The organism is Undibacterium sp. CCC3.4, from assembly GCF_034347425.1.
Classification (GTDB): domain Bacteria; phylum Pseudomonadota; class Gammaproteobacteria; order Burkholderiales; family Burkholderiaceae_D; genus Undibacterium.
Genome location: NZ_CP133779.1, coordinates 4014226 through 4039580, shown reverse-complemented (window position 1 = coordinate 4039580; position 25355 = coordinate 4014226). Strand labels below are relative to the sequence as shown.

Sequence of the window (25355 nt, the reverse complement as noted above, 5' to 3'; positions counted from 1 at the left end):
ATTTGCTTTTGCGCCTATAGGAAATAGTATGCGTCTACTACAAAAAGCACTCACATTTGACGATGTGCTCCTCGTTCCAGCTTATTCAGACATCTTACCAAAAGATACTTCGCTCGCTACCAAGCTGACGCGAAATATCGATATCCGTATCCCTTTGATATCCGCCGCGATGGATACCGTCACCGAAGCCCGGCTCGCAATTGCCATGGCTCAAGAGGGCGGCATCGGTATCATTCACAAAAACATGACGGCCAAAGAGCAAGCGCGCGAAGTGGCCAAGGTCAAGCGTTTTGAATCGGGCGTCTTGCGTGATCCTATCACCATCCCGCCGAGCATGAAGATTCGCGAAGTCATCGCCTTATCTCAGCAACATGGCATCAGTGGTTTCCCTGTCGTCGAAGGTAACACCGTCGTCGGTATCATTACCAACCGCGATTTGCGTTTCGAAGAAGAACTCGACGCCGAAGCGCGCGCCAAAATGACGCCGCGAGAAAAATTGGTCTACGTCGATGAAGCGGCCGATTTGTCCGAAGCCAAGCGTTTGATGAATAAACACCGTCTCGAACGTGTGTTAGTGGTCAATGCTGCCTTTGAATTGCGCGGCCTCATCACAGTAAAAGATATCCAAAAATCGACCGAACATCCGTTTGCCTCCAAAGATGAACACGGCAAACTGCGCGTCGGCGCGGCTGTCGGCGTCGGTGCTGACAACGAAGAGCGCGTTGATTTGCTCTCCAAAGCTGGGGTCGATGTGATCGTGGTCGATACCGCGCATGGTCACTCCAAAGGCGTGCTCGACCGGGTACGTTGGGTAAAAGATAATTATCCGCACATTCAAGTTATCGGTGGCAATATTGCCACCGCAGCAGCAGCGCTGGCGCTGGTCGAGCATGGTGCGGACGCGGTCAAGGTCGGTATCGGTCCCGGCTCGATCTGCACCACGCGCATCGTCGCTGGTGTGGGCGTGCCGCAAATTTCTGCGATTGCCAATGTCGCCAATGCACTCAAAGGCACGGGCGTGCCGTGTATCGCCGATGGTGGTGTACGTTTTTCCGGCGATGTCTCGAAAGCGTTGGCAGCTGGTGCCTCAACCGTGATGATGGGCAGCATGTTTGCCGGTACTGAAGAAGCGCCTGGTGAAGTCATCTTGTTCCAAGGACGCAGCTACAAATCGTATCGCGGCATGGGTAGCCTCGGCGCTATGGCCGATGGTTCGGCTGATCGTTACTTCCAAGATGCCTCCAACAATGCCGACAAACTGGTACCAGAAGGCATAGAAGGCCGGGTTCCTTATAAAGGCAGCGTCTTGGCGATTTTGTATCAACTCGTCGGTGGCGTCCGTTCTTCCATGGGTTACTGTGGTTGCGCTTCGATTGACGACTTGCATACCAAGGCCGAATTTGTCGAAATCACTTCGGCCGGCATGCGCGAATCGCATGTCCATGATGTGCAAATTACCAAGGAAGCACCGAACTACCGTGCCGATTGATCGCCGTTTGACTGCGCGCCCTTAGGGCCGAGGAGAATAGCATGTCAGCCAGTGCTGAGAGCGCCAGTTCCACTACCATACTTTTCGCCAACTCCGGGATGGAACGGATGTTGAATGAAAAGTTCGAAGCGAAGATCAGCCGCTTCGAACGCATGGGTGTGCAACTGTTCGCCGTGGCCAATTGCTTTGTTTCGTTCGGCCATGTCAGCGGCCGTTCCGGTGGCAGTGGCCGTTCGATCACCGAGATGGAAGCCGGGTTTTCCGACAGCTTGGCTTTGTCGGAAGAGTTTGTCGTGGTGCCGGATTTAGCGGCCAACGAACATTTTGCCAGCCATCGCGGCGTCGTCGGCGTGCCCTACATTCGCTTTTACGTGTCGTATCCGATTTACGCGCAGGATGGCAAGCTGATCGGCTGCATCCGCCTGCTCGATTATCAGGTGCGCACGATGAGCGAGGCGCAGCATTTGTTATTGACCGATTTAGCGATCGTGATCGAGCGCGAACTGGCCTTGGGTCTGATATATCAGCAGCAAATCGAACTGCTCAAAGAGAACCGCCAACTCAAGCGTGAATCGCTGCTTGATCCGCTGCTCGGGACTTGGAATAAAACCGCCATCCTGCGCTCTTTGCGCATCGAGCTCGATCGCTGTAACAAGGCCCGTAAACCCTTGTCACTGCTGTTAGTGTATCCCGATCAGCTCGATGCGGTACGGGCCCAGTATGGCATGGCGCTCAGCGATCAGATTTTGATACGCACGGTCAGCCGCATACGCTCATGCATACGACCGTTTGATGCCTTGGGCCGTTACGGCAGCGACCAATTGTTGGTGGTCTTGCCCGGCGCTTCGCATCTGGTGGCCACCGCGGTAGCCGAGCGAATACGCTTGGCCATCACGATGCACCCCGAAGTAATAGGTAATACAGCAACTGCAATGACGATTTGTGCCGGGTTGGCAGCGAGCGACATTTTTCCCGACATCGATCCTGAAACATTCATCAGCCTGGCTGAACAAGCCCTGCTCTCTGCGAGGAATGCAGGAAACAATACGGTGGTTCAGGCCAAGCCCGACCATCCTGACATGATAATTTGATTTTATGCACTCTAAAATTCTGATTCTGGACTTCGGTTCACAAGTGACCCAATTGATTGCTCGTCGTGTGCGCGACGCCGGCGTGTTTTCTGAAGTGCATCCGTATGATGTCAGCGATGAATTCATTCGTAACTATGGTGCTGCCGGCATCATCCTCTCGGGCGGCCCCAACAGCGTCACCGATGGCGATACCCCGCGCGCACCGCTGGCGGTGTTCGATGCCGGCGTGCCGGTACTCGGCATTTGCTACGGCATGCAAACCATGGCCGCACAATTGGGTGGCAAAGTGGAAAACGGCACGGTGCGTGAATTCGGCTACGCCGAAGTGCGCGCGCGCGGCCATACCGCGCTGTTTGATGGCATTCATGACTTCGTCACGGCCGAAGGCCATGGCATGCTCAAGGTCTGGATGAGTCACGGCGACAAGGTCAATGACATGCCGCCCGGTTTCAAACTCATGGCCTCGACCGACAATTGTCCGATCGCCGCAATGGCCGATGAAGCACGGCGTTTTTATGCCGTTCAATTTCATCCGGAAGTCACGCACACTCTGCAAGGCGAAGCCATCATCGCCCGCTTCGTGCATCAAATTTGCGGCTGCCAATCCGATTGGAATATGCCCGATTACATCGCCGAAGCGGTCGCGTCGATTCGTGCCCAAGTCGGCAGCGATGAAGTGATCCTCGGTCTCTCCGGCGGGGTCGACAGCAGTGTCGCCGCGGCGCTGATACACCGTGCCATCGGCGACCAATTAACCTGCGTCTTCGTCGACCATGGCTTGCTGCGTCTCGACGAAGGCAAGATGGTGATGGAAATGTTTGCCAACAACCTCGGCGTGAAAGTCATCCACGTCGATGCCACGGCCCAGTTCATGGGTCACTTGGCCGGCGTCGCCGATCCGGAAGCCAAACGCAAAATCATCGGCCGCGAATTCGTCGAAGTCTTCCAAGTCGAATCGGCCAAGCTGAGCAAAGCCAAATGGCTGGCGCAAGGCACCATCTACCCGGACGTGATCGAAAGTGCCGGCAAAGGCAAGAAGGGTTCGCACACCATCAAGAGCCATCACAATGTCGGCGGTTTGCCTGATACTCTCAAGCTGCAACTGCTCGAGCCTTTACGCGAACTGTTCAAAGATGAAGTGCGCAAGCTCGGCGTCGCGCTCGGTCTGCCGCATGGCATGGTGTACCGTCATCCTTTCCCGGGTCCTGGCCTCGGTGTGCGCATCCTCGGTGCCGTCAATAAAGAATTTGCCGACCTCTTGCGTCGTGCCGATGCGATTTTCATCGAAGAGTTGCGCAATAATTTCGTCGATGACAAAGCCGCTGTGCCAGTCAGTTGGTACGATGCCACCAGCCAGGCGTTTGCGGTTTTCTTGCCGGTCAAATCGGTCGGCGTGATGGGTGATGGGCGCACTTACGAATACGTGGTGGCTTTGCGCGCCGTGCAGACGCAAGATTTCATGACCGCGCACTGGGCACATTTGCCGCACGAATTGCTCGGCAAAGTCTCGAACCGCATCATCAATGAAGTGCGCGGTATTAATCGCGTGGTGTATGATATTTCGGGGAAGCCGCCGGCGACGATAGAGTGGGAATGATTTTAGGTCTTTCAGCAGCTTTCGTGGACTATCGGAAAAGTAGCTTAACTTATTGATTTATATAAGTTTATACCGCGAAAGCTATCGGCATCTATTGACGGCAAGCGAATCTTTTTGTCGGTAATCCTGACGGTAATGAAAGCTAGGCAAGTCATCTAAAAATATTTACCGTCTGACCGTTTTCGGCTCTGACGGTAAAAAATAAGAGAAAGAGCTAGTATTCATGCGGGTTTCAGAGCATTCTGTGTCTTTTGAGTCGTTGACGGTAAAATTGCCGTTCTCAGGAGGACACCATGCTGACCGATACCGCACTGAAGAATCTCAAACCCAAGGATGCGCCCTACAAGGTGACGGACAGGGATGGCATGTATGTGACGGTCTCGACGGCGGGTACCGTCACGTTCCGTTATGACTACCGGATCAATAGCAGGCGCGAAACGCTGACGATTGGCCGTTATGGGCCAGGCGGTCTGTCGCTGGCCCGTGCACGCGAAAAGTGCATCGACGCGAAGCGGGCAGTTTCGGAAGGACAGTCTCCGGCGCAGGAAAAGCAGCGAGAGAAGAGGCGCCTTTCGGACGCCAAAACCTTCCAGGAATTTACCGACGAGTGGTACGAGGGTGCGCGGATGGCCGACAGCACGCGGTCGATGCGCAAGAGCATCCTTGACCGGGACATCCTGCCTGTGTTCAAGAGCCGCTTGCTGAGCGAGATAAGTCCTGATGACCTGCGCGATCTGTGCGACAAGGTGAAGGGGAGGGGAGCGCCAGCAACGGCAATCCATGTTCGCGACATCATCAAGCAAATCTACGGTTTTGCCATCTTGCACGGCGAGAAGGTGGCCAACCCTGCCGACGACGTTGGACCATCGTCGATCGCCACTTTCGTGGCACGGGATCGAGCGCTGTCGCCGTCCGAGATACGCATCATGCTCAAGCAGTTGGAGTACGTCGCTTCGTACCCGACCATCAAACTGGGTCTGCGGCTGATCTTGCTCACGCTGGTGCGCAAAGGTGAACTGATCCACGCGACATGGGATGAGATCGATTTCGAGAAAGCACTGTGGACTATCCCAAAAGCCCGCATGAAGGCCGGCAAGGCCCACAACATCTACCTGTCGCAGCAGGCGCTCGACATCATGATCGCACTGCGCACCTGCGCCGGTGGCTCAAGATACCTGTTGCCTTCGCGCTATGACGGCGACAAGTGTATGTCGAACGCCACGCTGAACCGTGTCGGGCAGATAGTCGTGGAGCGGTCGAAAGCGAAGGGTCTGCCAATCGAAAATTTCACTGTGCATGACCTGCGCCGCACCGGTTCGACCATCCTCAACGAGTTGGGCTTCAACAGTGACTGGATCGAGAAGTGTCTTGCCCACGAAGATGGCCGTTCATCACGCGGCATCTACAACAAGGCTGAATACGCCGAGCAGCGCCGCCACATGCTGCAAGAGTGGGCCGACATGGTTGACGCCTGGGTGGCCGGCGAATCGCACACCCCGACGTTGCTGCCCCCGTCGATGAAGATCATCACGACACAGGCGTTGCTTTGACGGGGCGGTGCTTGCGCTGACGCACGTCCGGCGAGGGGGCTCGTTTTATCTGCGCGCTGTCGGAAGCTTGGCGGCGCGCATCAAGCCATGCCTCTACCTCCGTCAAATCCCACACCACGCAGCGTGCGGTTAGATTGAACCTGCGCGGAAATTCACCGCGCCGTTCCATGTCGTAGATCGTGGTGTCGGCCAGAGGCACGATTTGTCGCAACTCGGGACGGCGGATCGTGCGTCGGAACGGCAAGATATTCGGCGCGATCAGTCGTGGTAGCGGCATGCCGTGCAGGTCGTTTGCATCAGAGTCGTTGTTCGACCTCGCGGCCTGCAAACTTCGATCTGCTTTGTTCATGATCTTCTCCATCAGCAGGGCAGTTGCTGCGTGCATTGCAACCGCCGATATAAATACGGTCCTGTGATGGTGATCTTTCCGGCATCTATTGAAAACTCGCTCAGGCGTGCATGAGCGTATTCCGATTGCGCTCACGCGGCGCGGTTGTGAATCACTTCGCCGTGATCTTCTTGAAGCCGCGATCCCGCGCCATGAATGCTTCGAGCATGTGCGGGATCAGCGTCGTGGCATCAATCGGCTCGCCGTAGGTCTGAGCATGTTGCGCGGCGTAGCGTTCCAAGTCGGTCTTCAACGCGGTGGTGAGCGCAATGGTGATTTTGACTGTCTCAGTCTTGGTCGGCAGCGGCCCCAGCCGCAGCTTGTTGGTGGTCGTACTCATTGCGATGATCCCTTCTGAAAGAACAGCGGCTGATACGGCCGCAGGATCAGATCCTTGTTCACCATAACCCGCATTGGGAAGCCGGGCCGGATAGTAAGCGTCGGCTGGATGCTCACATTGCGTTTGGTGATTTCCTGACCGACCTGGTTCACTGTGTCCTGCCCACTCTGACGTGTGGCGATGATGATTTTGCTATCGCTGCCGGTTCGATCAGGCGCAGCCAGTTCAGCACCCACGCCGAGTAGCGTGGACAGCGCAGCGCCAGCGAGGATGCGATCCCAATGCCAATCGACGCCATCTTCCAGTCCGGCATAACCCGCCGGGTCGATGCCGGGCAGGCGGTCGAGCGAAATGGATGAGGTATCGGGCAGGATCAACCGTGTCCACACAAGTAATACGCGCCGCTGACCGAATGACACCTGGCTGTCGTAGCGGCCGATCAGGCGCGAACCCTGCGGAATCAGCAGGAAGCGACCCGTGGCCGTGTCGTAGACCGCCTCGGTGACGTTGGCGATGACCTGTCCCGGCAGGTCGGAATTGATGCCCGTCACCAGCGCTGCCGGAATGATGGTGCCCGCCATCACTTGGTAGGGAGAGGTTGGCAATTGCAAGCTGGCCGGATTGCGGGTTGCGGTGTCGCCGCCATTGGCGACAAACGCCTGCTTCTGATCCTGCCGGTTTTGCACCGCCGTCGGGTCGGTCGGCTGCGCCGATGCGACCGCAGGCGCCATCGGATTGAATGGCTGGTTGCCAGATACCGACTCGGGCATGGCCGTAGTCGAAGTGGGCGACGCTGCCGCTTTGACCGCACCGCTGCGAAAGAAAACCCCCGAATGTGCCGCCTCGTCGGCATCACCTGGCTGTGCAATGCGCCCAGTCTGCGCGGGCGCTCCCGCGTTACGCTGTGCCACTATGGCCGGACCCAAATCGCCCGGCAATGGTTCACCCAAAACGGGCACCGGCTTGGCAGCCACCGGCACCTTGGAATAGTCCTTGGGCAACTGGTCGAGGTTCTCGGCATGTGAGACACGATCCACGTTGTACAGCTCGGCGGCCGCGTTGCGCTCGCGTTTGTGCGATTGCAGCGACCAAAGTGTGCCGCCCAATACGACCGCGCCCAGCGTTCCAGCAAGGACGGCCAGCATGCGCCGGTTCAGTCGCGTGACCGGGCGCGGCGACGCGCGCAGAGCCATGGTGTCCGGGTCGGCCTTATTCAACCCAGTTGGTGGTGGCGTGGCGGGCGTGCTCATGCTCAATGCCTCCGTGCCGTGCTGCCCACACCATCGGTGCGCTCAATGCGAACAACGGCGGCCTTGTCAGCGCCCAGCCGCAATTCGGCCGCACCGAACAACCGATCCACCACGTAGTACGGTGAGCGGAAGCGGTAGTTCACGAGCTGGCCATCACCCTGGGCTCCGATCACGAACAGTGGCGGCAACTCGCCCTGCGCGATGCCGGCGGGGAACTGGATGTAGACCCGCTCGCCGTCGTCGAAGGCGCGTAGCGGCTTCCACGGTGGACTATCGCCGGAAATCGCGTAGCGGAACTTGATCTGCTCCAGCGACAAGCCTGAGTCCACCGGCGCTGCCGTCTGAGCCTGCTGCGCTTGCTTTTGCAAGGCCAGCAGACGGTCCTTCGGGTAGTCCCACGATGCGGAGGCCATCCACGCCTGCGGCGTCGAAGACAGTTCGAGCAGGTACGTGCGGCGATTGGTGGTGATGACCAGGTTCGTCTTCAGCCCGATGCGCGTCGGCTTCACGAGAATGTTCACACGCAGGCTGGTGCCCGCACCGCTGGCCGTGTCGCCGACGATCCAGCGCACGGTGTCACCGGCCGAGACCGTCACCAACTCTTCGCCCTGCTGCAAAGCGATGACGGTGACGCGGCCCGGACTGGTGTAGACCTGATACAACGCGCCGTCCGCATAAGGCCAGACCTGGATGGCGTTGATGTAACCCTCGCGGCTCGGTGCCACGCGCGCTTCGGCATTGGCGCGCGCCACGCGCGTTTTCTCATCGGGTGATTCGGTTGCCGGTTTGTCCTCGGGTGCGTTGCGCAAGGATTTCAACTGCTCGGGCAGCGGCAGCGGTTTCGGAACTTCGACTACCGTGATGGGTTTGGGTGGCTCAGGCAACGCGTGCGCCGCGACAGATTCATCCAGCGTGATGTCAGGTGGCGGCTGTCCATGCGTGGCGCAGCCGGTGACGGTTGCCACGGTGGCACTCAGGATCAACGGCAAAGCGTAATTGCGGATTTGTGTTTTCATGGTTTCTTCACTCCTTCAGTTGCGTCGAGTTCGCGGCTCCAGGACAGGCCGTTGACATAGATTCCCAGCGGGTTTTTGCGCAGTCGCTCTTCGGTGCGTGGCGGCTGCAACACCACGGACAACATGGCGGTCCAGCGCTCGGTGCCCGAGGGCGAACCGTTCGCATAGTTGCGTTCGATCCAGCGCACCTGGAACGAGGATTCGCTGGCGCGAACCACACTGGTGATCTCCACCGCCGTCGAGGTCTGGCCGATGCGCGCGAATGGATCGTTGGTGCGTGCGTAGTCGTTCAGCGTGGCCGCACCCTTGTCCGTCGTGTAGTCGTAGGCTTCGAGCCAGTTTTGGCGGACGACGATGGGATCGATCGACAGCGAACGCACGTCGGTGACGAAGCGCGCCAGGTGGTAGGCGATCTGTGCGTCATTCGGCTTGTACGGCGTGGCCGCTTCGCCGACCGCGCGCACCTGGCCACCGGCGGCCACCTCCACCACATACGGCGTGACGATGGATTGCGCTGAGCGCCACACCAGCCCGCCCGCCATCAGTAATGCCAGCGACAGACAGCCGAAGGCCATCAGCCGCCAGTTCTTCGCCTGCACGCGGGCGCTGCCGATACGCTGGTCCCAGACCTGTGCAGCGGCCTGGTAGGGGGTGACAGGCTCGGGCGATTCCGAGTAGCGCACCTGGGGTCGTTTGAATAGCATGAATTTTTCTCCTCAAGGGTTAGCGTCAAGTGCTGGATTCATCGCGCAGGCTCGGACTGGCGCCGCTGCCACCGTGGTCGCCCGAGCGCAACGTGTGCGCCGCCGTCGAGACCGCACTGCTTGCCTGCTGTTTGCGCCGCATTTGTTTGGCCCAAGCGGGCTCGCCCGCAGGGGGCTTGGCGTCCGTCGATTCGGCTGATTCGGGTGCGCCGGCTGCCGCCGCAGGCGCAGCAGCCTCCGCGACGAAATTCGCTACGCGGTCCTTGACCGCTTTCGCACCGGCTGCGACGCGCTGGCCGACCGCACCGGCACCGCTCTTGGCCACATTGGCGAGGCCCGCGCCGGCAGCGCGAACACCGCTACCCTCTGATGCCGCAGCACCGGCCTGGTAGGCCGACTTCGCACCGCTTGCCATTGAGCTGGTCGCACGCCCGGCCGAAGCGGCGCTGCCGATGGCCGCGCGCGCGGCACCCGGCGCCATGCGCGCGCCCGCCGCGACCGCTGCGCCACCTGATGCGATAGCGGCACCACCGGCCACTGCCAAACCCGCGACACCCAGCGCCGTTCCGGCCGCAGCGCCAGCGCCGAGCTGTGGTGCGCCCGACACCAGCCCGGTTGCGATGCCAGGCCCGAAGATTCCCAGTCCCAGCATCGCCAGCGAGGCCAGCATGATGGTCAGCGCAAGGTCGATGGATGGTTCGGTGCCGGGCGGCACCTGAAACTGCGCAAACAGTCCCGTGCCAATGCCCACGATCACGGCCAGCACCAGCACCTTGATGCCTGACGACACCACGTTGCCCAATACGCGCTCGGCCAGAAATGCCGTCTTGTTCCACAACGCAAACGGCACCAGCACGAAGCCCGCGAGTGTCGTCAGTTTGAATTCGATCAGCGTGACGAAGAGCTGCACCGCCAACACGAAGAAGCTGATGATCACTACCAGCCAGGCGAGGAACAACACCGAGATGACATCGAGGTGCGCGAACACTTCAGGGAAGCCGGTCATGTCGCTGATCTGCGCCATGATGGGCCGTGCCGCATCGACGCCGACTTTGGCTAGTACACCCGGTCGTAGAAACTGCGCTTGCGTCAGCGTGGAACCCGACGCCACCAGCCCGAGACCGGCAAAAGAGCGAAACAGTATGCCCGCCAGATTGTTGAAATTGCCGATGATGAAAGCGAAGGCACCGACGTACAGCGTCTTTTTGATCAGCTTGCCAATGACCTCTTCGCCGCCCATGGCCCAGAACAGTCCGGCCAGTGTCATGTCGATCACCACCAGCGTGGCGGTGAGAAACGCCACCTCGCCATGCAGCAAGCCGAAACCCGAATCGATGTAGCGCGAGAAGACATCAAGGAAGTGGTCGATGACCGACAAGTCGTTCATGGCTCAGTCCTTTGGTGTGGGCGGTGGCGTTGCTGGTGGCGCAGGCGTGTACGGCGTGCCGCTGCCCATGAAGCGCCGCCGCGTGGCCTCGGCGGCCATCGTGCATAGCGCATCGCCGACCTTGGCGTGGTCGGCTTTGCACTGGGCGCGGACATCCTTCAGACGTTCGGGATTGGCCATCAGCGATTCGACGGACTCGGTGGGGACCGGCTTGTTGCACGCGGCCAGTAGCAGGGTGCAGGCGGTAACGGTGAGAAGGGTTTTCATGGTCGAGTCCTCATGGGTTGTAGAAGTTGATCGTGGTTGGCGTGTAGAGAGTGCCATCGCCCTGGAAGCGACGGCGCACTTCACGCGCACGCTCTTGGACTGCGACCTGCCGTGCTTGTTCCAGCGCGCTGGCCCGGTCCTGCGTGATCTGGAGCTGCTGCGCCTGGATGGTTTGGCGGGATAGCAGTGCCAGCAATTGGTTCGTCGCCTGCGTGGCCTGCAGCGCGCCAACGGCGGACTGGCTGCGGTTCACGAGGTCGGTCAAGGTCTGCTCGTCGGATGCGAAGTTCTGTACTGCTTGCGACTGCACCTGGGTCGCGGTGCGCAGCGCCTCCAACGAATTGCGCCAGCGCGTGCGGGCGTCGGTTGACATCTGACTACCCGACGTGGAGGCGGAATAGGCATTGGGATAGAGCCGCGCGAACTCGGCTTCCATCTGCGACAGGTTGAAGGCAAGCCCCTGCGCCTGTTGCAGGAGCTGGTTCGTCGCGGACAGTGCTGCACGTAGCTGATTAAGTGCGCTGAAGTCCAGACTGGTCAGATTCTTGGCGTCGTTCATCAGCATCTGCGCCTCGTTCTGGAGCTGCTTGATCTGGTTGTTGATCTGCTCCAACGCTCGGGCGGCCGTCATGATGTTCTGCACGAGGTTGGTCGGATCGATCACGACCCACTGCGCCTGCGCAGCAGGCATGGTGCCCACCAGAACGGCGGCAGCGATGGCAAGCAAGGTTTTCTTCATGGCTGTTTCTCCTGGGGTGTGAAGGGGAACGACGGATAAGAGGGAATCAGGTCTGCGGCCCAGTCGAGGCCGCGATGGCGCAGCCAGGCGGCGGCGAAGTCCGCAGGCGGCACCGACGCGGACACGGTGTCGATAGCGCGTTGGTCTTCGGGCTTGGCTGCACCGGCAAATGCCAGCGCCACCGGCCCAAGTCCCAGGTCAAAGACCCGGTTGCCGAGGCGCGACTGGTAGTAGTAGTCGCGCTTGGGCTGGGCGGTCGCCACGATATTGATCTGCCGCGCATTGAGGCCGAAGCCTTCGTAGATTGAGCGAATCTGCGGCTCGGTCGCCTGCGGATTGGGTAAGAAGATACGGTTCACGCAGCTCTCGATGATGGCCGGCGCAATACTGGAATCTTTGATGTCCGCCAACGACTGCGTGGCGAAGATCACCGACACGTTCTTTTTGCGCAGCGTTTTGAGCCATTGGCGAATGCGCGCGGCGAACACCGGGTCATCGAGGAACAGCCATGCCTCATCAAGGATCAACAGTGTCGGGGCGCCATCAAGGCGTTCCTCGAAGCGCGCGAACAGGTAGCGCAGCACGGCCAGCGCAGCCGCCTTGCTGTGCATTAGTTCTTCCATCTCGAAGCACTGCACGTCGGCGAAACCCAGCCTGTCATGGTCGGCATCGAGCAGCTTGCCGTGCGCGCCACCCAGCACATAGGGTTGCAGGGCTTGCCGCAGCGCGTTCGATTGCAGCAGCACAGACAAGCCGGTCATGGTGCGCTGGTCAAGCGGTGCGCTGGCGAGACTGTTCAGTGCCGACCATACGGCGTCCTTCACGTCCGGCCCAACGGACACGCCTTCGTGAATCAAACGTCCTTCGACCCACTCGGCCGCCCAGGCGCGGTAGCTGTCCTGGTCGATGCGGGCCAGAGGCTGGAAGGCGATAGCACCATCTGCGCCCAGGTCGTAATGCTCGCCACCGAGTCCGAGCACGGTGGCGCGAATCGAACGCCCCATGTCGAACGCGAAGATGCGCGAACCGGCATAACGGCGGAACTGCATGGCCAACGTGGCCAGCAGTACCGACTTGCCCATGCCGATGGGGCCGACCACCAGCGTGTTGCCCACGTCGCCGATGTGCGTGACCAGCCGGAACGGCGTCGCGCCATCGGTGCGGGTCACGATCAGCGGCGGGCCGTCAAGATGCGCATTGCGCTCTTGACCGGCCCACACTGCCGACACCGGCAGCATGTGGGCCAGATTCAAGGTTGAGACAATGGGCTGGCGCACGTTGGCGTAGGCGTGCCCCGGAATCGACGACAACCACGCATCGACCGCGTTCAAAGTTTCGGGGATCGTCACGAAGCCGCGACCCTGGATAGTCCGCTCCACTGCGCGCAACTTTTCGTCGGCGGCCGTTGCATCGGTATCGAGTACCGTCACGGTGGCGGTAACGTAGCCGAACGACACCTGGTCACTGCCCAGTTCCTGCAATGCGGCATCGGCATCCGCTGCCTTGTTCGAGGCATCGGAATCCACCAACGGGCTTTCCTGTTGAAAGATGGTTTCACGCAGCAGCGCGACGATGTTTTTGCGCTTGGAGAACCACTGGCGGCGAAGCCGCGTCAGTTCCTTCTCCGCCTCGGCCTTGTCCAGGCACAGGAAGCGGGTGCTCCAGCGGTAGGCAAAGCCCAGGCGGTTGAGGTCGTCGAGCAGGCCAGGCCAGGTCGATGTCGGAAACCCGCGCACCGACGCCACTCGTAAGTGCTGGTTCCCGAGCATCGGTGCAAGGCCACCCGTCAGCGGTTCATCGGCCAGCAGCGCATCCAGGTGCATCGGCACTTCGGGCACGGCCACCGCATGGCGGCGCGTGGACACGCAGGCATGCAGGTAGGTCAAGGTTTGACCATCGTCGAGCCAGGCAATCTCCGGCATGACCCCTTCGAGCAAACCGAAAAAGCGTTCGGTCTCCGACACGAATCCCTCCAGCCGTTCGCGCCAATCCACGCCTTCGACCTTGCTGTTCTCATACAGCAGCTTGGCGGCGCGGGCCGTTGATTCCTCGGGCGGCAGGTACAGCAGCGTCAGGTGGTACGTGCTCTCGAAGTGGCTATCGGCTTCCTCAAAAACGGCGCGGCGCTCTTCATCGACCAGCCACGACAGCGGCTCGGGAAATTCCGACACAGGGTAGTCGGCCGCTTCGCGCCGTTCGGCTTCCACGAACAACGCCCAGCCGGAACCGAACCGGCGCAGCGCGTTGTTCAAGCGCGCCGCTGTGGCGATCAGTTCGCCCTGCGTCGCGCTGTCCAGGTCCGGCCCGCGAAACCGCGCCGTGCGCTGGAACGAGCCGTCCTTGTTAAGTACGACACCCGGCGCGACCAGTCCAGCCCAAGGCAACCAGTCTGCCAGCAGGGCCGGGCGTGTGCGGTATTCGGCAAGATGCATCATGGCGTGTTCTCCGTGGGTCTCATACGTCCAACAACATGCGGTGCTTGATGTGTCGCGCGAACACCGCCATGAACTGCGCGTCCAGCCGTGCGCCCCACACGGCCAGCGAGTGTCCGACGATCCATAGCGCAAGACCGGGGAGCCAGAGTTGCAACCCGAGACCGACCGCAGCGGCCAGCGTGCCGTTGGCAATCGCCACCGTGCGCGGCGCGCCGCCCAACAAAATCGGTTCGGTCAATGAACGATGCAGCGGCACTTCAAAGCCGGGTGCGTCAGCAGGCAGCGCGTTCATGCGATCACCGCTCCACCTGCAAAGCTGAAGAAGGTCAGGAAGAACGAGGATGCGGCGAACGCGATTGACAGGCCGAAGACGATCTGCACCAGCTTGCGGAAGCCGCCGCTGGTGTCGCCAAACGCCAGCGTCAGGCCGGTGGTAATGATGATGATCACCGCGATGATTCGGGCCACCGGCCCCTGGATGGACTCCAGCACCGATTGCAGCGGTGCCTCCCACGGCATGTTCGAGCCCGCTGCATGCGCAGGCAGCGCCACGCACAGCAACAGCGCCGCCATGACGATGACCTGCATACCGACCTGAAGGCGGGCGTTGTGCAGAAGCGGATTTACGGAAGTGTTTGAAGTGTTTGAAATGTGCAAAGGTGTCATGACGGTTCTCCGGGTGTTGATAAAAGTGATGGGAAGGAAGGCATCAGCTCCGTGCTGAGTTGGTAGCCGTGGCTGTCGAAGCCGGTGACGCGGGCGATTTCCTGCACGCGGCGCGCATGGCCGCGACCGGCGATGTAGACGATGATGTTTACGGCCTCGGCGATCAGGGCGCGTGGTGCGGTCACAGCGACTTCGAGAATCAGTTGTTCCAGCCGCAGCAACGCGCCCGCTGCGGAACCAGCATGGACGGTTGCGATGCCGCCCGGATGGCCGGTGCCCCAAGCCTTGAGCAGGTCGAGCGCTTCGGCGCCGCGCACCTCGCCGACGACGATGCGGTCCGGCCGCAGCCGCAGGGTCGAGCGCACCAGCTCGGCCATGGTCACCACACCCGCGCGGGTGCGCAGCGGGACGTGGTCGAGCGCTGTGCATTGCAGCTCCACCGTGTCTTCGAGCACGATCACGCGGTCGCCGGTGGCGGCGATCTCGGCGAGCAGGGCATTGGCCAGCGTGGTTTTGCCGGTGCTGGTGCCACCCGCGATCAGGATATTCTGGCGTTCGCGCACGGCAGTTCGCAGGAAGGTTGCCTGCGCCTCGGTCAGGATGCCGTCGGCCACATAGGTGTCGAGCCGGATCAGGTTGACTGCGCGCTTGCGCAGCGCGAAGACCGGCCCCGGTGTCACGGGCGGTAGCGCGCCCTCGAAGCGTTCGCCCGTTTCCGGTAGTTCGGCGGATAGCAGCGGCTTGCCCGCATGCACTTCGGCGCGCACATGGGCGGCGACCAGTCGGATGATCCGTTCGCCATCGGCGGGCGTGAGACTGACGCCCAGCGGCTCGCGCCCACTGCTCAGTCGATCGATCCACAGCGAACCGTCGGGGTTGAGCATGACTTCCACCACGTCAGGGTCGTTCAATGCCTTGGCGATGTCCGGCCCCATCGCCGTGCGCAGCATGCGAACGCGACGTTCCAGTGCCAGCGAGGCCGACAAGCCCTGATCGCGCGGCGGGTTGCTCATGACGGTGCTCCCGCAGCTTCATCGGCAGGCACTGCGGCGTGAGCGTTTTCCTCTGTGCCAAAGAACTGGCTGGAGTCGGGCTGGATTTCCTCCACCACGTCCTTGACCAGGCTGCGCCCGCGCAGCAGATGTCGGCCGAGCTGTTCGATAAACTGCTCGAAGCGTGCGCGACCCTGAGCGCGTGCCGCTTCCTGATGCGCTTCCGGCACCGGCGTGCTGACGGTAAGGAAGTAGCGCACGTAGAGCGCCAGCGTCTCGATCAGGATGTTCTGATCCCGCTCCAGCTTGTCGAGCTGGCGAGACAAGCGGTCCAGACGTTTGGCGATGGCCGCTTCGCGCTGATCGCCGGAGTCGGGCGACAGGAACGAAGCCAACGCAGCGGCGATGATGGAGGACTTGGACAAGCCCTTCATGGTCGCCAGCTCGTCGAGCCGCTTGGCGTGCTCGTGTTCGATGAAAAGGTTCAGACGTGTGCGGCTCATAGGGATATCCCGTCATCAGGGTCAAGTGCGGCTAGCCGCGCCGTGCGTAGCAGGCGTGGATCGAGCTGGGTGGGCAGCGACAAGTCGTCGTCATCGAACAGGCCCAAGTCGTCCATTGCGTGTTCTGGTTCCGGCGTGAATACGACTTCGGACAGTTCCGGCTGCTGCTGGTGGCCACCGTCGTCGATGGCCCCGCCGTGTGCGGGGATGGCTAAGCCGGAAGTCGGTGCGGCGGGGGCGGGTATAGCCAGCCCGGTCCAATCGTCTGGCCGCAATGGCGGTGCGTCGGCGTAGTGCCCGAGTTGCAATGACGGCGGCGGCTGCATGCGCGTCTTGAAATTCGCATCCATGTAGTAGCGAATTTTTTTCGCCTTGATCGGTGGATGGCCGGACACCATTACCACCTCGTCGTCCGGCGGCAGTTGCATGACCTCGCCGGGCGTGAGCAACGGTCGTGCCGTCTCTTGCCGCGATACCATCAAGTGACCGAGCCACGGGGCCAACCGATGGCCCGCGTAGTTGCGCTGCGCGCGCAATTCGGTTGCGGTGCCCAACGCTTCTGAAATGCGCTTGGCGGTGCGCTCGTCGTTGGTGGCGAACGCGATGCGCACATGGCAGTTATCGAGGATCGAATGGTTTTGGCCATATGCCTTGTCGATCTGGTTGAGCGATTGCGCAATGAGAAATGCGCGCAGGCCATAGCCGGCCATGAAGGCCAGGGCGGACTCGAAGAAGTCGAGCCGACCCAGTGCCGGAAACTCGTCGAGCATCAGCAGCAACTTGTGGCGTCGTGCAATGCCGTCCGAACCATCGAGTGATTCAGTCAGGCGTCGGCCGATTTGGTTGAGGATCAGCCGGATCAAGGGCTTGGTGCGGCTGATGTCCGAAGGCGGCACCACCAGGTACAGCGACACCGGGTGATCGGCATCGATCAGGTCGGCGATGCGCCAGTCGCAGCGTGAGGTGACTTCGGCCACCGTGGGATCGCGGTACAGGCCCAGGAAACTCATCGCGGTGGACAGCACACCGGATCGTTCGTTTTCGCTCTTGTTCATCACCTCGCGCGCCGCTGATGCGACAACCGGATGCGTTGTTTCGCCCAGGTGGCGTGTCGTCATCATCCGGTGCAGCGTTACCTCGAATGGGCAGGCCGGATCGGACAGAAAATTGGCGACGCCACGCAGCGTTTTGTCTTCGTTGGCGTAGAGCACATGTAGGATCGCGCCGACCAGCAGTGCATGCGAAGTTTTTTCCCAATGGTTGCGCCGCTCCAGCGCTCCTTCGGGATCGACCAGGATGTCGGCGATGTTCTGCACGTCACGCACTTCGTGCATGCCGCGCCGCACTTCAAGCAGCGGGTTGTACGCAGCCGAGCGTGCATCGGTCGGGTTGAACAGCAGGCAGTGCGAGAAGCGCGAGCGCCAGCCGGCCGTCAAGGTCCAGTTCTCGCCCTTGATGTCGTGGATCACGGCAGAGCCGGGCCACGAAAGCAGCGTCGGCACCACCAGGCCGACACCCTTGCCCGAGCGGGTGGGCGCGAAGGCCATCACATGCTCGGGACCTTCATGGCGCAGGTAGTCGCCATCTTTACGGCCCAGGAAAACGCCGGCAGGGCCGGTCAGCCCGGAACTGCGGATTTCAGCGGGCAGCGCCCAGCGTGCCGAACCGTAGGTCGTGACCAGCTTGGACTGCCGTGCGCGCCACACCGACATGGTGACGGCCACCATGGCACCGGCTAAACCGCTGCACGCGGCGATGGCACCGCCGCGCAGGAAGATGTCGGGTGCATAGGCATCGAAGAAGTACCACCACTCGAACAGCCGCCACGGGTGATAGATCGGCGTGCCATACAGGTCGAACCACGGCGCGCCGAGGCGCATCTGGTATCCCAGTGCTGCCGCCGTCCACTGGGTGGCACTCCATAGCCCCAGCAAAGTGGTGGCGAAAACCATTGTGATCTGGCCAATCAGCACGCCGGTCGGCACCATGCGCTACCCCTCTTGTGATTGCTCGATTCAGTCCATTTCAATGGGCCGTCAGCGCGGTACACGCGAATCAGGATCGGCCGATCGTTACGGTTCGAAGCGGCACCGAAACGGCACCGTTTTAAGCATCACAAGTTTGGGGGCGCCGCGAGTATGAGCAAACCTGCTCCGGCGAAGGTCGGCTAAGAGGAGAGTACAGGGATGATTATTTCCTGTCGCTGGCACGAACTGCGAAGCTTGTCGTGTGGTATTTCCACAGACGAACCCACGTCCGCAGTGGCCATTGGACGCACGGCCTGCTGCTGCCGTTGACTCGTCATATGCTGCTTGTATGGCGCTACCGAACAGGTAGTTGGGATTGGAGCGGCAGATGATGGCGATAAAAGCCGCACACGAAGTGGGTGGAGCAATTCGAGCGGGAAGGTTTCAAGCGAGGGCGGGCTTTGCCCAATCGTATATTTCACGAGCGAGTTCCGCAGGCTGTTGCATGCTCACCACTTGGAATCCATCTTGTTCGAGCTTCCATTCATGGTCGCCGATGACCTCCTCAATGCGCTTGTATTCTTTGCGCTCCATCGCTTGCGGATCAGGCAGCAGCAGAAATAAGCCCATGGAATTAAGGTGGCGCTTGCGCCAGCAGGTCTTCAAGTCCAGGCTCGCCTTGAGGAGGTTCATCTCCACCGTAGTCGATGTCTTGTAGACGGCCGAGGTAACGCTGCCGCATGAGGTCGGCGTCAGTAAGTTCAAATCCAAGAAATGTCTGGAACCATCGTCGCCATCCACTAGAAGTCCTTGCTGCTCCTCTTGAACAAAGCGTTCGAAGTCAATGCCTGCGATCTCTTTGAGGTAACGGTTCACCAGGCGCCGAGCGTTTGGGGTGTCGATCGTTTCGAAGTCGCTTCCCCGCTTCTTGGGAGAGGGGGCCATGGTGACGACTTCCGCAAATAGGCGCTCGACCTTGTCCTCCCTGTCCTCTCCCGATGTGAACACGGGCGGCGAGATTGACAGGCAGTGCGATTCAAAGCGGACAGCGTCAAGAGGCAACTTGGCTTTGACGGCTTGTTGCAGAGCCTCTGCGGCATAGGCCATTAATTCGCGCGCCGACTTTTGCGGGAACACGTCCGGGTACACGCATTCGAACTTCTTGAAATCGTCCAACAACTTGAAATGCAGACGCTCGTCAGCGGATTGCACAGCCACACCCACAGTGAAGCGCTGCGGGGCAAATAGGTCAGGCTGCAATTCAATTGTTGCCCATGCGCCCACAAAGGCTGGCTTGGGCGTGGCTTTGGCCGCTTGGCTCAGGCTCCCATGGTCTATCTTGATGCCGATTGGTTTGGATTCGCTCATGCGATGACTCCCAATTGGTTAGCGAGCCAGCCTGGCTGCGACCGCGCATTCAACGTGGCGACGATGCCTGTTTTTGCGGCTGTTTGGTTTGGAAGGAGCAGGTCGATCAAGGCGTCGAGATCGGATTGCGCGTTTAAGAATGCGCCCGCATGTCCAGTCGCAGCCTTGGCCATGTCCACCTGGAAGCGCTTGAACTCCTTGCTGTCGAGGGCGCGTTGAGCCTGCTCCATGAGGCACTGCTTATTAAAGCCCTTGGTCTTGCCGACCCATAGCGTATCGTAAAGCAAGGTCTCGTGATCGATCGTGGCGTAGCCCCTGTCTGATCGGATGACATTGCCGAAGTTGCGGTCCCTGAGGTCGCTCCAATGGTCAAATGCGGCGAATTTCCGAGAGTCTTGCGAGCGCAGGAAAGCTTTGCGAGAGGCTATGAAATCCATTCGTTTGGCGTGGTCGCGCACCGCCGACCCAGGCACGGCCTGGCTGCACCAAGCCGGGCAGAGCGGGGCGGCAAAGTGATTGAACTCAGGTGGAAGGGGCTGGCTTTTGCGCAGGGTTGCCACATCCACCATGACGATGGCGACAAACTCCGCTCGACTCAGTCCCGCATGCCCAGCGAGCACCCATCCCAACGCTTCGCAAAGGAGGGCTGGTATGTCGGGGTCGGGCGCAAGCTTCACATAACAAATCCGCTCCTTGCCTGATTCGTCCGCGATCTTCGCGAGGTGGGTCGAATTGACGCCCGGATTGCCGGGTTGCCCTCGGAATTCGCGCCAGGCGGAGGCATCGAGGATTGGCACGCTCATCTCCCACCTCCCTCAGGCATTTTTAGCGTCGTCGAGCTCATTTTTGGCTGCGCGTTATTGTTAATAGCACATAGCATACCCTATCAAAATGATTCGCATGTTATTCTTTGCGTTTTTGGCGCGTTCGTTCCGTACACGCGCGAGGGTCAGGAGTCCGGGAGCATGCATTGAAAGTCAGGGAAGAAGTGTTGTCGCAAACGCAACGGGAGAGGTTGGCCTTCCTAGAGCTGCGCGCGTTTTTTACAGGCGAGCTCAGTCGCGGCGACATCGAGACCCGGTTTGGGATCAAGCCGGCAGCGGCCTCGCGCGATTTGGGCATCTACCGCGAGATGGCGCCGGGAAACCTGGATTACGACGCCGCAGGCAGGCGCTACCGGCCCACGGCATTGTTTGTCCCTATCTTCGCGTTCCATTGTGAGCGCGTGCTCGCATGGCTGTTGCAGGGGTTCGGTGATGGATTGGAACTCGGTCTCAAACCGGCCACGCCATGCGAGGGGCCTGGCCAATTGGTGCAGCCGGACATGGCTGTCTTGGGTGTCATCACCAGGTCTATGTGCGCCAGGCGCCCGGTCAGGATCAGCTACCTATCGATGTCGTCAGGACAGAAACGGCGCGAGATCGTGCCGGTCGCCTTGGCCGACAACGGCCTGCGTTGGCACGTCCGTGCGTTCGACCGGGAGCGGCAGCGGTTCGGCGATTTCGTTCTGACCAGAATTGTCAAGGCGCAAGAGCTCGATGGCGAGACGGAGGAGCGCGAGCTTCTCGGGGCCGACGAGCAGTGGGCGCGGATTGTTGACATGGAATTGGTCCCGCATCCCGGCGTGAAGTGGCCTAAAGCGGTGGAGGCGGACTATGCCATGAGCGATGGAGTGCTGCGGATGAAAACGAGGGCGGCTTTGGCGGGTTACGTCTTGCGGCGCTGGTCGATAGACGCCACGCCAGACCACCGCCTTGATCCTGCGTCGTACCACCTTTGGCTTCGGAACACTCCCACCCTCTATGGAGTCGAGAGCGCCGCTTTGGCGCCTGGGGCTGCGGCCGAGCATTGAACACAGAACATAAACATAGCGAAGTACACAGAAGGGAACAACATGCTTGGATTACAACTGCGCGATGAGTTTCGCGGAACGAGGCTCCGTGGCACGACCATCGACTTCAACAACGACGCCAAGACTGGCGCCTTGGATATGGACGCCAAGGATTTCTTGGCAATCACGTATCCCTCGATTGACCTGATCAAGTCGATCAAGGCGGTGGCGCCAGGCTCGAATAAAGCGGTAGTCATGGTCGGCAACCGTGGGCAAGGCAAGTCCCACTTGATGGCGGCGGTTTGCCATATGCTCAGCGATCCTGATGCCGGCGAGGCTTGGCTCAAGGCATGGTCGGACAGAATTGGGCAACCTGAATTGGCTGGCATGTCGTTGCGATCGAAATTGCATGTGATCGCGGAGCCTTTGCACGAACATCGATTCGCCTACCTTTGGGATATCCTGTTCGCGCGTCATCCCAGGGGCGAATTCGCCAGGGGCAAGTGGGAGGGGCGAAAAACGGAGGTTCCCGGAAAAGACATCCTGATGGCGATGTTCAAAGAGCAGCCCACGGCGCTCTTGCTCGATGAGTTTCAGACCTGGTTCGATGGCCTGAGCGATGCCAACGAGCCTCGACAAGTCTGGGCCTTCAATTTCATTCAGATCCTGTCTGAGATCGCTGAGAACAATCCTGAGCTTTTGTCGCTGGTCGTGTCCGTTCGCGAGGGCAACGCAAACGCAGCTCAGCAGCTTTTCCGCGTCAATCCTGTTCGCGTCGACTTCAAAGGCGAGCAGGCGCAGCACGATCGCCGCAAGCTTTTGCTCTACCGTATTTTCGAGAACCGGATCAACATTCCTGCGGGGCAGATCGAACCGTTGATCGCGGCCCATGTCTCGGAGTTCATGAGGCTGTCAAGCAAGCCAGGGTCGGAGCTTGAGCGCCACAAAGCTAGGTTTTCCGAGTCATGGCCATACTCGCCTGAGCTTTTGCAGCTTCTTGACGACGAGGTCATTTTCGCTGTTCAGGCGCAGGGCACGCGGGACCTAGTCCGCATCTTGGTCGAGCTCTTCAAAGCGTCGGGCGACATGGTTCCTGTCATCACGTCCGCTGATTTCGAACTGTCGGGTGATGATCGTGGCAGCGCTGCGTCGCTCATCGACACCGTCGGCATCGAGCATCACAAGCAGCTTCGCGACAAAGCGCTGCGCAATCTGACCGCAGTGCAGGAGGCCTTGGGTGGCGATTTGTCCCAGGTTCCCCATCTTCGAGAAATCGTCAGCGCGCTTTGGCTGCGATCGCTTTCGCTCGATAATCATCGGGTTGGAGCTGAGCCGGAAACTTTGCAAACTGATGTGACTCGCGATTCGAAGGTCGACGACAATGCGTTCCAAGCGGAATTGGGAACGATCGAGAACAACAGCTACAACATCCATAAGCTGGGCTCGCGGCTGGTATTCAAGCTGGAAGAGAATGCTCGCACCCGTTTGTTGGCGCACGCCCGCAATGACAAGCTTTTCCAAAACGGCGAGGATGTTGATTACCTCTCCACGGAGATTCGCCATGTCATCGGCGGCGACACTCAGTTGTCCGGCATGTATCGGACCATTGTGCTCAAACGCGAATGGAACAATTCGCCATGGGAAGAATTGGACGAACGCGATAGGCCGCAATCATGGGATACGCGCATCATCCCGATCATCGTGTTGCCTGCTAGCCCGGACCCGCTGGATGCGACGTTGGGCCAATGGGTGAAGAAGTTCTTGGTCTCGGGTCGCAATACGCCAAGGTTCCTCCTTCCTCGCAAAGGTGTCGACGGAACCATTTACCAAGATCGCGAGTTGATGATCCTAGCTCGTGCTGCGTTTTTGGCCAAAGACTGGGCGAAAACGGAACCGGCATATCGTGCCTTGGCGACTGAGTTCAACAACCAGATTAAGACCAAGGTTGCAGACCGCTTCGACCGTTTTGCGATATTGCGGACGTGGAATAGCGAGGACGCGGCGAAGTGCGTTTTTGATGCCGAACCACATGGTTCCAAAGCCGAAAAGATTCCCGTCGCGATCCAGGACAAGATCAAGCAAAACCTCTTTATCGCGGAGGAGTTCGACGACATGGTCGTCTCGTTCGCCCAGCGCAGCATGTCGCTTGCGAAGTTGTTGGCGGAGTTGCGCGAGCCTCGCGGAGTCAAGGAATGCATTCCTTGGCTAGGCGAAGCGGCGGCCAAGGATGCTGTCCTCGCGGTATGCGCCGATGGGCGGGTGGCAATCAATGTGCGTGGCCTGCGGTCGCTGCAACGAGTGCCCGGCGAAGATGCTGATGTCGCGTTGAGGCGCATGAAGCGTGACTTTGACGTTGCTGGCAAACAGTTGGAGGATACGCTGCTGACATTGCCTGGCACACCGCCGCAGAGTTCTGGGCAACCAGGCGCTGGCGAGCAGGCCCCAAGCGGCACGCCAGAGCTTCCGGGCATTCCAGGCCTGCCCGGCCAACCGGATCAGCCACCAACCAATCCGTTCGGGCAGCCGATCGCGCCAGGAGATGGAGGCGGCGCGTGGCCGGCGCCGCCAGTAATGACGACAAAGCTGAACGCCGATCCGACATCGGCTTTGAATCTTCTGAGTCGCGTCGCGGACACGTGGCGAATCCAACCAGGCACGACCGTCAAGAATGTGTCCTTGCGCATCGACAAGCTCACCGGGGCGCAACTTCAACAGCTCATCAGGACATTGCCTGATGGCCTTTCATATGGGCTCGATGCCGAGAAGGAGGAATCCTAATGAGTGTCGATTCCACATTGCTTGATCGGCTTTTGATCGAGCCGTCGCAAACAGCATGGCCACTGATATTTGATGAGCTATGGCAACGATTGTCTGTCCCCATCGTCGGCGATCCAGCTTCCGAGCTGGTTCGGCGCGACAAGTTGGTCGAAGGGCTCGACCTGGTCCTTTCCAGCTCTGCGTGGGAGCTATGGCGCGACTTCGAGTCTGCTGCTCCAAGCAATGCCAAAGCGATTGAAGAATTTTGGAATCAGGTACAGGGTGGCAAAGCCGTGTTGGTCCTCGATGCGCTATCGCTGCGGGAGGTGCCGTGGCTATTGGCGGAGGCTGAAAGTCGTGGCTACAAGATCAAACAAGCGAAAGCCTGTGCCTCGGCCCTGCCTAGCGACACAACAAGCTTTGCAAAGTTATTGGGTCTGCCGCAACGCTCAGCTTTGACGGCTGGCGCGGTGAATTCTTTAAAACTCGCAGGCGCTGCGACAGCTCTCTTTGATCAGCCTTGGCAGGAGTGTGCAAACACGTTACCCAACAGCCCGTCTCTTTTCGTTTGGCACGAGTGGCCAGATTCTTTGCTGCACGACTACGCGGCGCCAGGCAAAGGGCTGGCGCCGTTGGCCCAGGCAGTAGACGCAGTGCTGTGCGGCGATGAGTTCTGGTCCTTCATCGACCGTCTGGCAACAGGACGAACGCTGGTGATCACTTCCGATCACGGCTACGCCGCTTCGGGTCATTTCGGTGATGTCCATGACTTGGTTCAGAAGGATTATTTGGCCTCGACATACGGAGCGGAACGGTTCGCTTCATCGCAGGATCAGGCAGGTTCGGCGTGGGCTCCACCGTTGGATATTGCGATGACGACGAAGCGTGGTGCTTACCGTTTTGTCTTGGGGCGACGTTCATGGAGCGTCGCGGGAGGCAGGAAAAATTTGGCTCATGGAGGGATTTCGTTGCTTGAAGTGGCGTCCCCCTTCATTGAGATAGTCAAACAGAATTGAAG

At 60.0% G+C, this 25355-nt stretch carries 23 protein-coding genes; 7 read left to right on the top strand and 16 right to left on the bottom strand.

The window, feature by feature from the left end:
• Window positions 1–28 precede the first annotated feature (28 nt).
• The 4 genes from guaB (at window position 29) to RHM61_RS17870 (ending at window position 5727) form a co-directional block, all read left to right on the top strand.
• Complete coding sequence (gene guaB, locus RHM61_RS17885) at window positions 29–1489, top strand: IMP dehydrogenase (RefSeq protein WP_322248669.1); 1461 nt, start codon at window positions 29–31, stop codon at window positions 1487–1489.
• A gap of 41 nt (window positions 1490–1530) precedes the next feature.
• Window positions 1531–2580, top strand: coding sequence for a GGDEF domain-containing protein (locus RHM61_RS17880; RefSeq protein ID WP_322248668.1), 1050 nt, complete (start codon window positions 1531–1533; stop codon window positions 2578–2580).
• 4 nt (window positions 2581–2584) lie between these two features.
• Complete coding sequence (gene guaA, locus RHM61_RS17875) at window positions 2585–4177, top strand: glutamine-hydrolyzing GMP synthase (RefSeq protein WP_322248667.1); 1593 nt, start codon at window positions 2585–2587, stop codon at window positions 4175–4177.
• 293 nt (window positions 4178–4470) lie between these two features.
• Window positions 4471–5727: a tyrosine-type recombinase/integrase gene (locus RHM61_RS17870; protein ID WP_322209306.1), complete on the top strand. Its 1257-nt coding sequence runs from the start codon at window positions 4471–4473 to the stop codon at window positions 5725–5727.
• Here the strand turns inward: RHM61_RS17870 and RHM61_RS17865 are convergent.
• The 16 genes from RHM61_RS17865 to RHM61_RS17790 all read right to left on the bottom strand — a co-directional run bounded on the left by RHM61_RS17865 (window position 5705) and on the right by RHM61_RS17790 (window position 20552).
• On the bottom strand, window positions 5705–6112 hold the full coding sequence (locus RHM61_RS17865) for a helix-turn-helix transcriptional regulator (protein WP_322248666.1): 408 nt from the start codon (window positions 6110–6112) through the stop codon (window positions 5705–5707). The two genes, RHM61_RS17870 and RHM61_RS17865, sit on opposite strands and share 23 nt — an antisense overlap.
• Before the next feature lie 115 nt (window positions 6113–6227).
• The gene (locus tag RHM61_RS17860; RefSeq protein ID WP_322248665.1) at window positions 6228–6455 is read right to left on the bottom strand and encodes a DUF2274 domain-containing protein; all 228 of its coding nucleotides are present in this window, start codon (window positions 6453–6455) and stop codon (window positions 6228–6230) included.
• The gene (locus tag RHM61_RS17855; protein ID WP_322248664.1) at window positions 6452–7705 is read right to left on the bottom strand and encodes a TrbI/VirB10 family protein; all 1254 of its coding nucleotides are present in this window, start codon (window positions 7703–7705) and stop codon (window positions 6452–6454) included. Before RHM61_RS17855 ends, RHM61_RS17860 begins: the two co-directional genes overlap by 4 nt.
• 2 nt (window positions 7706–7707) lie before the next feature.
• Complete coding sequence (gene trbG, locus RHM61_RS17850; RefSeq protein ID WP_322248663.1) at window positions 7708–8721, bottom strand: P-type conjugative transfer protein TrbG; 1014 nt, start codon at window positions 8719–8721, stop codon at window positions 7708–7710.
• On the bottom strand, window positions 8718–9425 hold the full coding sequence (gene trbF / locus RHM61_RS17845) for a conjugal transfer protein TrbF (RefSeq protein WP_322248662.1): 708 nt from the start codon (window positions 9423–9425) through the stop codon (window positions 8718–8720). The genes trbG and trbF overlap by 4 nt, the downstream gene beginning before the upstream one ends.
• 25 nt (window positions 9426–9450) lie before the next feature.
• Window positions 9451–10812, bottom strand: coding sequence for a P-type conjugative transfer protein TrbL (gene trbL / locus RHM61_RS17840; protein WP_322248661.1), 1362 nt, complete (start codon window positions 10810–10812; stop codon window positions 9451–9453).
• Between the two features lie 3 nt (window positions 10813–10815).
• Window positions 10816–11079: an EexN family lipoprotein gene (locus tag RHM61_RS17835; protein WP_322248660.1), complete on the bottom strand. Its 264-nt coding sequence runs from the start codon at window positions 11077–11079 to the stop codon at window positions 10816–10818.
• Window positions 11080–11089: 10 nt separating this feature from the next.
• A complete protein-coding gene (trbJ, locus tag RHM61_RS17830) occupies window positions 11090–11818 on the bottom strand; it encodes a P-type conjugative transfer protein TrbJ (RefSeq protein ID WP_322248659.1) in 729 nt (242 codons plus the stop codon).
• Window positions 11815–14253: a conjugal transfer protein TrbE gene (trbE, locus tag RHM61_RS17825; RefSeq protein WP_322248658.1), complete on the bottom strand. Its 2439-nt coding sequence runs from the start codon at window positions 14251–14253 to the stop codon at window positions 11815–11817. Before trbE ends, trbJ begins: the two co-directional genes overlap by 4 nt.
• 19 nt (window positions 14254–14272) lie before the next feature.
• A complete protein-coding gene (locus RHM61_RS17820) occupies window positions 14273–14545 on the bottom strand; it encodes a VirB3 family type IV secretion system protein (RefSeq protein ID WP_300060117.1) in 273 nt (90 codons plus the stop codon).
• Window positions 14542–14919: a TrbC/VirB2 family protein gene (locus RHM61_RS17815; protein WP_322248657.1), complete on the bottom strand. Its 378-nt coding sequence runs from the start codon at window positions 14917–14919 to the stop codon at window positions 14542–14544. Before RHM61_RS17815 ends, RHM61_RS17820 begins: the two co-directional genes overlap by 4 nt.
• Entirely contained in the window at window positions 14916–15932 is a 1017-nt protein-coding gene (gene trbB / locus RHM61_RS17810; RefSeq protein ID WP_322248656.1) for a P-type conjugative transfer ATPase TrbB, read from the bottom strand. The genes RHM61_RS17815 and trbB overlap by 4 nt, the downstream gene beginning before the upstream one ends.
• Complete coding sequence (locus tag RHM61_RS17805; RefSeq protein WP_322248655.1) at window positions 15929–16414, bottom strand: CopG family transcriptional regulator; 486 nt, start codon at window positions 16412–16414, stop codon at window positions 15929–15931. The genes trbB and RHM61_RS17805 overlap by 4 nt, the downstream gene beginning before the upstream one ends.
• Complete coding sequence (locus RHM61_RS17800) at window positions 16411–18402, bottom strand: conjugal transfer protein TraG (protein ID WP_322248654.1); 1992 nt, start codon at window positions 18400–18402, stop codon at window positions 16411–16413. The genes RHM61_RS17805 and RHM61_RS17800 overlap by 4 nt, the downstream gene beginning before the upstream one ends.
• Before the next feature lie 423 nt (window positions 18403–18825).
• Window positions 18826–19749 carry a hypothetical protein gene (locus RHM61_RS17795; RefSeq protein ID WP_322248653.1) on the bottom strand — a complete coding sequence of 308 codons (924 nt, stop codon included), beginning with the start codon at window positions 19747–19749 and terminating at the stop codon, window positions 18826–18828.
• Complete coding sequence (locus tag RHM61_RS17790; RefSeq protein WP_322248652.1) at window positions 19746–20552, bottom strand: hypothetical protein; 807 nt, start codon at window positions 20550–20552, stop codon at window positions 19746–19748. The genes RHM61_RS17795 and RHM61_RS17790 overlap by 4 nt, the downstream gene beginning before the upstream one ends.
• 167 nt (window positions 20553–20719) lie before the next feature.
• Here RHM61_RS17790 and RHM61_RS17785 point away from each other — a divergent pair, with 167 nt between their 5' ends.
• From RHM61_RS17785 to RHM61_RS17775, 3 genes are read left to right on the top strand one after another with little or no spacing between them, the layout of a single operon-like run.
• Window positions 20720–21601 (top strand): WYL domain-containing protein, encoded by an 882-nt coding sequence (locus RHM61_RS17785; RefSeq protein ID WP_322248651.1) that lies wholly within the window; start codon window positions 20720–20722, stop codon window positions 21599–21601.
• 42 nt (window positions 21602–21643) lie between these two features.
• Window positions 21644–24358: a DUF499 domain-containing protein gene (locus RHM61_RS17780; RefSeq protein WP_322248650.1), complete on the top strand. Its 2715-nt coding sequence runs from the start codon at window positions 21644–21646 to the stop codon at window positions 24356–24358.
• Window positions 24358–25353 carry a hypothetical protein gene (locus RHM61_RS17775; RefSeq protein WP_322248649.1) on the top strand — a complete coding sequence of 332 codons (996 nt, stop codon included), beginning with the start codon at window positions 24358–24360 and terminating at the stop codon, window positions 25351–25353. Before RHM61_RS17780 ends, RHM61_RS17775 begins: the two co-directional genes overlap by 1 nt.
• Window positions 25354–25355: the final 2 nt, after the last annotated feature.

What these genes read in the sequence shown, in the direction of transcription:
- guaB (WP_322248669.1), top strand. Translation starts at nt 29, where the DNA reads ATGCGTCTACTACAAAAAGCACTCACATTTGACGATGTGCTCCTCGTT.
- RHM61_RS17880 (WP_322248668.1), top strand. Translation starts at nt 1,531, where the DNA reads ATGTCAGCCAGTGCTGAGAGCGCCAGTTCCACTACCATACTTTTCGCC.
- guaA (WP_322248667.1), top strand. Translation starts at nt 2,585, where the DNA reads ATGCACTCTAAAATTCTGATTCTGGACTTCGGTTCACAAGTGACCCAA.
- RHM61_RS17870 (WP_322209306.1), top strand. Translation starts at nt 4,471, where the DNA reads ATGCTGACCGATACCGCACTGAAGAATCTCAAACCCAAGGATGCGCCC.
- RHM61_RS17865 (WP_322248666.1), bottom strand. Translation starts at nt 6,112, where the DNA reads ATGCACGCAGCAACTGCCCTGCTGATGGAGAAGATCATGAACAAAGCA.
- RHM61_RS17860 (WP_322248665.1), bottom strand. Translation starts at nt 6,455, where the DNA reads ATGAGTACGACCACCAACAAGCTGCGGCTGGGGCCGCTGCCGACCAAG.
- RHM61_RS17855 (WP_322248664.1), bottom strand. Translation starts at nt 7,705, where the DNA reads ATGAGCACGCCCGCCACGCCACCACCAACTGGGTTGAATAAGGCCGAC.
- trbG (WP_322248663.1), bottom strand. Translation starts at nt 8,721, where the DNA reads ATGAAAACACAAATCCGCAATTACGCTTTGCCGTTGATCCTGAGTGCC.
- trbF (WP_322248662.1), bottom strand. Translation starts at nt 9,425, where the DNA reads ATGCTATTCAAACGACCCCAGGTGCGCTACTCGGAATCGCCCGAGCCT.
- trbL (WP_322248661.1), bottom strand. Translation starts at nt 10,812, where the DNA reads ATGAACGACTTGTCGGTCATCGACCACTTCCTTGATGTCTTCTCGCGC.
- RHM61_RS17835 (WP_322248660.1), bottom strand. Translation starts at nt 11,079, where the DNA reads ATGAAAACCCTTCTCACCGTTACCGCCTGCACCCTGCTACTGGCCGCG.
- trbJ (WP_322248659.1), bottom strand. Translation starts at nt 11,818, where the DNA reads ATGAAGAAAACCTTGCTTGCCATCGCTGCCGCCGTTCTGGTGGGCACC.
- trbE (WP_322248658.1), bottom strand. Translation starts at nt 14,253, where the DNA reads ATGATGCATCTTGCCGAATACCGCACACGCCCGGCCCTGCTGGCAGAC.
- RHM61_RS17820 (WP_300060117.1), bottom strand. Translation starts at nt 14,545, where the DNA reads ATGAACGCGCTGCCTGCTGACGCACCCGGCTTTGAAGTGCCGCTGCAT.
- RHM61_RS17815 (WP_322248657.1), bottom strand. Translation starts at nt 14,919, where the DNA reads ATGACACCTTTGCACATTTCAAACACTTCAAACACTTCCGTAAATCCG.
- trbB (WP_322248656.1), bottom strand. Translation starts at nt 15,932, where the DNA reads ATGAGCAACCCGCCGCGCGATCAGGGCTTGTCGGCCTCGCTGGCACTG.
- RHM61_RS17805 (WP_322248655.1), bottom strand. Translation starts at nt 16,414, where the DNA reads ATGAGCCGCACACGTCTGAACCTTTTCATCGAACACGAGCACGCCAAG.
- RHM61_RS17800 (WP_322248654.1), bottom strand. Translation starts at nt 18,402, where the DNA reads ATGGTGCCGACCGGCGTGCTGATTGGCCAGATCACAATGGTTTTCGCC.
- RHM61_RS17795 (WP_322248653.1), bottom strand. Translation starts at nt 19,749, where the DNA reads ATGAGCGAATCCAAACCAATCGGCATCAAGATAGACCATGGGAGCCTG.
- RHM61_RS17790 (WP_322248652.1), bottom strand. Translation starts at nt 20,552, where the DNA reads ATGAGCGTGCCAATCCTCGATGCCTCCGCCTGGCGCGAATTCCGAGGG.
- RHM61_RS17780 (WP_322248650.1), top strand. Translation starts at nt 21,644, where the DNA reads ATGCTTGGATTACAACTGCGCGATGAGTTTCGCGGAACGAGGCTCCGT.
- RHM61_RS17775 (WP_322248649.1), top strand. Translation starts at nt 24,358, where the DNA reads ATGAGTGTCGATTCCACATTGCTTGATCGGCTTTTGATCGAGCCGTCG.